This is a genomic window from Phormidium pseudopriestleyi FRX01 (assembly GCF_017313335.1).
In the GTDB taxonomy this organism is placed as follows: domain Bacteria; phylum Cyanobacteriota; class Cyanobacteriia; order Cyanobacteriales; family Laspinemataceae; genus Laspinema; species Laspinema pseudopriestleyi.
On record NZ_JAFLQW010000258.1, the window covers coordinates 1 to 6,320 of the forward strand.

At 49.9% G+C, this 6,320-nt stretch carries 4 protein-coding genes; 3 read left to right on the forward strand and 1 reads right to left on the reverse strand.

Features of this window, described 5'->3' with window-relative positions:
* The first annotated feature begins 255 nt into the window (after positions 1-255).
* Together J0895_RS09480 and J0895_RS09485 are read left to right on the forward strand one after the other, a co-directional pair.
* The gene (locus tag J0895_RS09480) at positions 256-603 is read left to right on the forward strand and encodes a hypothetical protein (protein ID WP_207087859.1); all 348 of its coding nucleotides are present in this window, start codon (positions 256-258) and stop codon (positions 601-603) included.
* Positions 600-2,096, forward strand: coding sequence for a hypothetical protein (locus J0895_RS09485; protein ID WP_207087860.1), 1,497 nt, complete (start codon positions 600-602; stop codon positions 2,094-2,096). The genes J0895_RS09480 and J0895_RS09485 overlap by 4 nt, the downstream gene beginning before the upstream one ends.
* Positions 2,097-2,398: 302 nt before the next feature.
* Here J0895_RS09485 and gnd read toward each other — a convergent pair whose 3' ends face one another.
* Positions 2,399-3,856 (reverse strand): decarboxylating NADP(+)-dependent phosphogluconate dehydrogenase, encoded by a 1,458-nt coding sequence (gnd, locus tag J0895_RS09490; protein WP_207087861.1) that lies wholly within the window; start codon positions 3,854-3,856, stop codon positions 2,399-2,401.
* A gap of 470 nt (positions 3,857-4,326) precedes the next feature.
* On the opposite strand from gnd, the gene J0895_RS25820 reads away from it, so the two are divergent.
* A complete protein-coding gene (locus tag J0895_RS25820; protein ID WP_242541173.1) occupies positions 4,327-6,159 on the forward strand; it encodes a Ycf66 family protein in 1,833 nt (610 codons plus the stop codon).
* Positions 6,160-6,320 lie beyond the last annotated feature (161 nt).

The window sequence follows — 6,320 nt, forward strand, 5'->3', positions numbered from 1 at the left end:
CGGAGGACCCCACCCTAACCCTCCCCTTGCCAAGGTCCGGGGACTGGAGGTGGAGTTAATAGTCAGGTCAATCACCATGAACGTAAAAACCCTACTTTTGTAAGGGAGTAATCCCTCGGGTGATAGATAAAGTCGGTTAAAACTGACTGGAAAGCTTTTAGGATAAGGCTTTCAGTGGAATTTATCCGCGTTCGGTTATGATGTGGGGATTTATTCCCTGGTTGATGTTGACCCTTACTCCTGATTTAGAAAATTATGCCTCCCGAAGAACTGCAACTGATTGAAGACTTTCTCACATTTATTGAAAATGCCCGCACGACCCGCCCGGGGAATGACCCCTTGTGGGAAGAACTCCTGGGGTTTGAAACCCATCTGGTGCCGGTGGAAGATAAACCCGTTAAATTAGCCATGTATATTCAATCCTGGTGTCAAGGATTTGGGGTAAAGATAGACCCCCAAGCGATGCGCCAACTGCGCGATAATATGGTAAAAAAGGGCAAAGTTATCCCGAAACCAGCGGAGGGAGAACAACCGAGTAAGGTTTATAATAAAGCCATGCTTTCGGAAACTGTACACCAGGCCCGATCCGAGAAAATAGCATGATTGATATCCCTGATTCTCTCTATGCACCGAGTCTATATTGGTTTGCCTACCGCTATCGGGAAGGGTTAGTGGTTGCAACGGATCAACCTTTGTCTCCCACGGCGACTGTGGCTAATTTAGATTGGGTTAAACAGCAATATGATGATATTTTATCTGGGTTTGGGGTCGGGGTCAATTCCGGCTGGCAGAATCAGGCAAGCACTCCCGATTTTGATTTACTGCTCAATCCTGACCTGGAAGGGGGAAGACAATATGAATATTTCGAGATTCCTGAGCAAAATTTGGAGGGGTTTATCTATCCCCAATCCCTCCATGATTGCTATGCTTTAAACTTAAATTTATTCTGCCCGGAGGAGTTGGGTCAGGATGAATATAAGCTGGCAGATTTGAGGAAACTCAACCCCCAGGACTGTTTTAAACCGCCTACGGTGCCGCATTTTGGTTATCTGGGGCAATCTCTGCTTCTGACTGTCTATCTGGATATTCCCAAACCGAAGGCAATCCAAGACTTGGGGGAGTTTGCTAAAGCTTGTTGGCAAGGGTTTTTGGGGTTAGAAAATGGCAAGTCTCTACCCCGTCTCTATCGGTTTTATGAGTTTTTGGGGGGTTATCTGTATGAGTATGGCAGTCCCCGAGATGAGTTAAGGGTGAATCCCTATGGGCATTTGTTAATTTGGGTGTTCTTTGATGTTCAGACCAGTTTAGTTTTAAAGCGCTGTTATTGGGAGTTGCCGGAACTGTTGCTCTATTATCACAAAATTAGCAAGAGTTTTCGGGATAGTCGCGGATTTTATAAGGCGGCGGATCGGATGGTTACTGAAAATGAAGAAAGTTTGAATCAGTTCAATCAACGGTATCTCCTGGAAACTCAACCGGATTGTCTGCGGGATGAAGAACTGGGGGAGTTGAAAAGGACTTTGAAACAATTGCTGAGAACTTCTCTGCGCTATTCTCAACAATTGCGGAATCTGGAATATGCTCACAATACGATCGCTATTAACCATTCTAACTATCTGACTACCCTGGAGCAGATGGAATTACTGGCGCAGATGCCTTTAGGGGGGTTCCGGGTGTTTGGGGAGAAGGAGGCAGTCGCCTTTCAAAAACAAATCCACGCTGACCTTAACTATTTTAAGCAAGGTTCGGGGTTACTGGATACTGCGATCGCCTCGATTCGCGGTTTAGTGGAGGTGGACCAAGCGGAACGCGATCGCCGGTTGGAACAGCAAAACGAAACTCTCCAAGACCAAATTCAGGCTGTGGGGGTGGGAATTGCGACAGGCGCGATTATCGCCTCTACTTCGGCATTAATCTTTCAACAAGAACCGATGAGCTTTCCCTGGCAAGCATACCACGGCGATCGGCCTCATCCGTTTATGTTTGCCTTGCTGCTGAGTTTTGTCTTTGCGTTTGTCGGGTGGGGGTTCGCCAAATGGTTGATCGGGTGGGGTCGCAAAAGGCGATCGCGCCTAAAGCAAAACTCAAAACATTAAGGTTTTTCTGAGTGGGGTAGGGTTTTGAGCAAATTGGGTATCATGGCCCTCCCCTATGTCTTGGGAAGGGGACTGGGGGTAGATTTCGGGTTGCTTAATCGCACAATTTGTATAAAAATTGAAGTTACAAATTTGTGAGAGATAAATTTGTTGATTAGATACATTGTATTAGCAGAATTTATGCTGTCGCAAATGTTTGATGAGAGGGTGGGGAAGATATTAGGAGGCAGAGCCTCCGAAGAGGCATTCCCTGGCAGAGCCAGGGAACGAGGGTGAACGAGGGAGCCAGGGAACGAGGTTGGTTACTCGGGTTGACCTGTTTTACTCAAGGTTTCTACAGAGGTTTGTGTCCATTCGGTATGGAAGAATTCACCCCGGGGTTTATCGGTGCGTTCATAGGTATGTGCGCCGAAGTAATCCCGTTGCGCTTGGGTGAGATTTTGGGGGAGGCGATCGCGACGGTAGCTGTCGAAATAGTCTAGGGATGCACTAAATGCCGGAACTGGAATCCCCATTTTATTCGACATGGCAATGACATCCCGCCATGCTTCTTGGCGGTCCAAAATGGTTTGCTTGAATTCCGGTGCTAGGAGCAAGTTCGGTAATTCGGGATTTTCATCAAAGGCTTGCTTAATTTTATCTAAGAAAGCCGCCCGAATAATACAGCCGCCTTTCCAAATCCGGGCAATTTCACCCAGATTTAAGTTATATCCAAACTGTTTGGAGGCTTTGCTCAATAAATCCATGCCTTGGGCATAAGAACAAATTTTAGAGCAATATAAGGCATCGCGAACCTTATTGATAAATTCCTGAACATCTCCATCAAATTTGATACTCGGTCCGGTTAATTGCTTGGAAGCGGCAACCCGTTCCTCTTTCGCGGAAGACATAATCCGAGCATTCACCGCAGCGGCGATCGTGGGAATGGCAACCCCTAATTCTAAGGCATCGGCAGCAGTCCAGCGTCCGGTGCCTTTTTGTCCGGCAGAATCCATAATCATTTCCACTAGAGGACCGTTGGTTTGCGGGTCGAGGTAGCGGAAAATATCGGCGGTAATTTCAATCAAAAATGAGTCAAGTTCTGGGGTGGTATTCCACTGAGCAAATACTTTGTGTAGCTGGTGATGATCTAGTCCGAGGATGCTCTTGAGGAGGTCATAAGCTTCGGCGATAAGCTGCATATCGCCATACTCGATGCCGTTATGCACCATTTTCACATAGTGACCGGAACCCCCAGGGCCGATATAGGTGACGCAGGGACCATCATCGACTTGGGCGGCGATCGCAGTCAGGATGGGTTCTAAGTCACGGTAGGCTTGTTCAGTCCCACCGGGCATCAAACTGGGTCCTTTGAGCGCCCCTTCTTCTCCACCGCTGACTCCCATTCCGACAAATCCGAGTCCCGTGGATTCTAAGTCTTTGGTCCGGCGTTCTGTGTCTTGATAGAGGGAATTTCCGCCATCAATAATCATGTCTCCCTCTTCTAATAAGGGCTTGAGTTGAGTAATCACCGCATCCACGGGACCACCGGCTTTCACCATCAGCAGGATGCGACGGGGGCGTTCTAGGGAGGTGACAAACTCTTCTAAGCTGTAGGTGGCTTTGACTTGTTTTGTGCCCCCTCTGGCGGCCATGAATTTATCGGTGACGCTACTGGTGCGATTGTAGACGGCTACTGGAAAGCCCCGACTTTCGACGTTGAGAGCTAGGTTTTCTCCCATGACGCCTAGACCAATCACACCAAATTTCTGCTTACTCATAACGTTTTGGGTCTGTTTGTGTTTCTGTCTCTTACCTTTTTTAGGGTAGCCCGTTCAGAGTAATTCTTCCGTTGACCCCTGTTGAGAACTTGATCTCCCCAGAAATGGGAGATGGACTGAGTTACTGGCACTCAAATGTTTGCCAACACTTTACTAGAGGCACTCTGGCATTTCTACTGCAACTGAAAATGGGATGATTTTCTGTTGACCGATTCTTGACAATTGAATCAAATTCTGAGGGTTGAGTCTAGGCAAATCATCAGGAGTATGGATAAGACTCCTGTGGCGAAGGGCTGCGATCGCCTCGGGAAAAAATCCAGTCAGCCTCCCAATATCCTGACTTCTACTCCCAACCCAGCATGATCGTCTTTGGGGAAGATCCGATCGCCGTCTCTGGAACGGTAGAATGACCATTGTAGAGACGAACAGGTGAGTCGTCCATGTAGTAGACAGCAGGGGGAACCGGCATTATGCTTCCATACATTCTGGCCTTAGCCGTCGCGGTGGGTAGCTTCGCGATTTATATGGCCGCTTTCTTTTTTCCAGAAGTCCATCGCAAAGGCGATCTCGTTTGGAGTGGCGTTGGACTGTTTTATGCCTTGGTCTTATGGTTCTGTGCGGGCCGAATTTCCGGGGCGGTCCTGTTGGGACAAATGGCAAGTGTGGGGTTATTGGGGTGGTTTGGCTGGCAAGCCTTGACCCTGCGGCGACAAACGACCCCACTGGCCGAACAAACTCCCGTATCGGGCGAGCAAATCGATCGCCTCACCGGAGGGTTAACCGGGATGTTTAAACCCAAATCCGCACCGAAACCTCAAACCATACCCCAACCTGTCCCCCAAATGGCGGTCAAGGTTGAGGAACCCCCAGTCGCCCCCCCTCCAGTGGCGACGGTTCCAGAGGTCCCCCCAGTCCCGGTGACTCCAGAACCCGTGACTCCGGCAAAAGCAGCGGCTAAGGTGACCACTACCCAACCGAAAACCCCTCGATTTGCCGATCGCTTCTCTTTCTTGTTTAAAGGTAAAGACAAAGATAAAAACAAAGATAAATCTAAAGCCAAACCCACCCCAGGGCCCAAATCTCAACCCCAATCCCCTGCTGAGGTGGCCTCAGTTCCCAGCCCTGAACCCACCCTGGTCCAGCCTCTGGTTCCCGTAGAACCCCCACCGGCTGAACCCACCCTAGTCCAACCTCCGGTTCCCGTGGAACCCCCACTGCCGGAACCCGGTTTAATCCAACCGGAACCGGAGGTCATCCCTGTTGATGCGCCTGGGGAAGTGCTAATGGAGGATGCCGTCGATGAGCTACTCGAAATGCCTGCGGCAGCAGCAATGGAAGGCGCTACGATGGAATTTGAGCTGTCTGAGGATGATGATTTTGGCTTGGACGATGATGATTTAGAAGGTCCGGGGGTCACGAAAGCCGAAGCGAAAGCGGTGGCCGAAACCCTCCCGAATCCCCCCCTGGATGAACCCGTCAAGCCTTCCCTGAACAAAGTCGCGGCCAAATCTGCCAAATCTGCGACTCCAGGGGCTAAAAAAACCCAGGGTCCAGGTTTGTTGGCCCAAATTCAAGAGGGTCTACGAGGATTACTGAATTTCCGCAAGTCTCCTCCCGTCAAGCCTAAAGCGCCGAGTTCTCAGGCGGTTGAAACGAAAACTGAGCTTGAACCCAAACCGGCGATCGCAGTGGATTCAGTGACAACAGTGGAGTCCTCCCCGGAAGTCCCGGACCCAAAACCCGCAGGAGAAACGCCGACGGTTGTCATCACGACGGATGATGTGGTTGTCGAGGTGACGGTACAGGAAGGGGAACCCGTGGAGGTGGTCACTTCTGCCAATCCGTCGGCAGAGGAAGAGGTAGTAGCAGTGATCACGATGGATGAGGGGATTATGGAAGAAGAGGAACAGGTTGTGGAGGCAACCTCACCGACTCTACCAGAAACTGAAGTACAAGACGTTATTGAGGAATCAGTAGCGGAAGGGAGACTGACTCCTGAACCTGTTGAAGAATATGTTCCAGAAGTGGAACTCGCACCCCCTGCGGAATCTGTCATTCTTACAGAGGATGAGGTAGTTGAGATGATGGAGGTTTCTGAACCAGCGGTGGAAGTGACTCCGGCACATCCGGATGAGTCGGAGTTGTCCCAGATGGAGAGCGATCGCCTCTTAAAGCGCCCGCAACGGCAAGATCCGGCAGTAGTCGAGGCTCCCCGAGCTCCCCGAAAATCCGGGGAGGCTCAGTCTCAAGTTACCCCACCGTCTGTCAAAGAACCTACTTCGCAGAAGGACGGGAATTCATAGGGTTCAGTTGAACTTTGGGAGTGCGAGCATCTTGCTCGCTAGAGGTATAGCGAGCAAGATGCTCGCACTCCTATTAGCGATCGGTACTTCATGAGTCTGGGAACTGCTATAGACTCTCTTTAGAGTAAGAAACGACTGAAGTCGTTACTACGAACTTAAGA

Excerpts from the sequence above, each read along its gene's own strand:
- J0895_RS09480 (WP_207087859.1), top strand. The coding sequence starts at position 256 with ATGCCTCCCGAAGAACTGCAACTGATTGAAGACTTTCTCACATTTATT.
- J0895_RS09485 (WP_207087860.1), top strand. The coding sequence starts at position 600 with ATGATTGATATCCCTGATTCTCTCTATGCACCGAGTCTATATTGGTTT.
- gnd (WP_207087861.1), bottom strand. The coding sequence starts at position 3,856 with ATGAGTAAGCAGAAATTTGGTGTGATTGGTCTAGGCGTCATGGGAGAA.
- J0895_RS25820 (WP_242541173.1), top strand. The coding sequence starts at position 4,327 with ATGCTTCCATACATTCTGGCCTTAGCCGTCGCGGTGGGTAGCTTCGCG.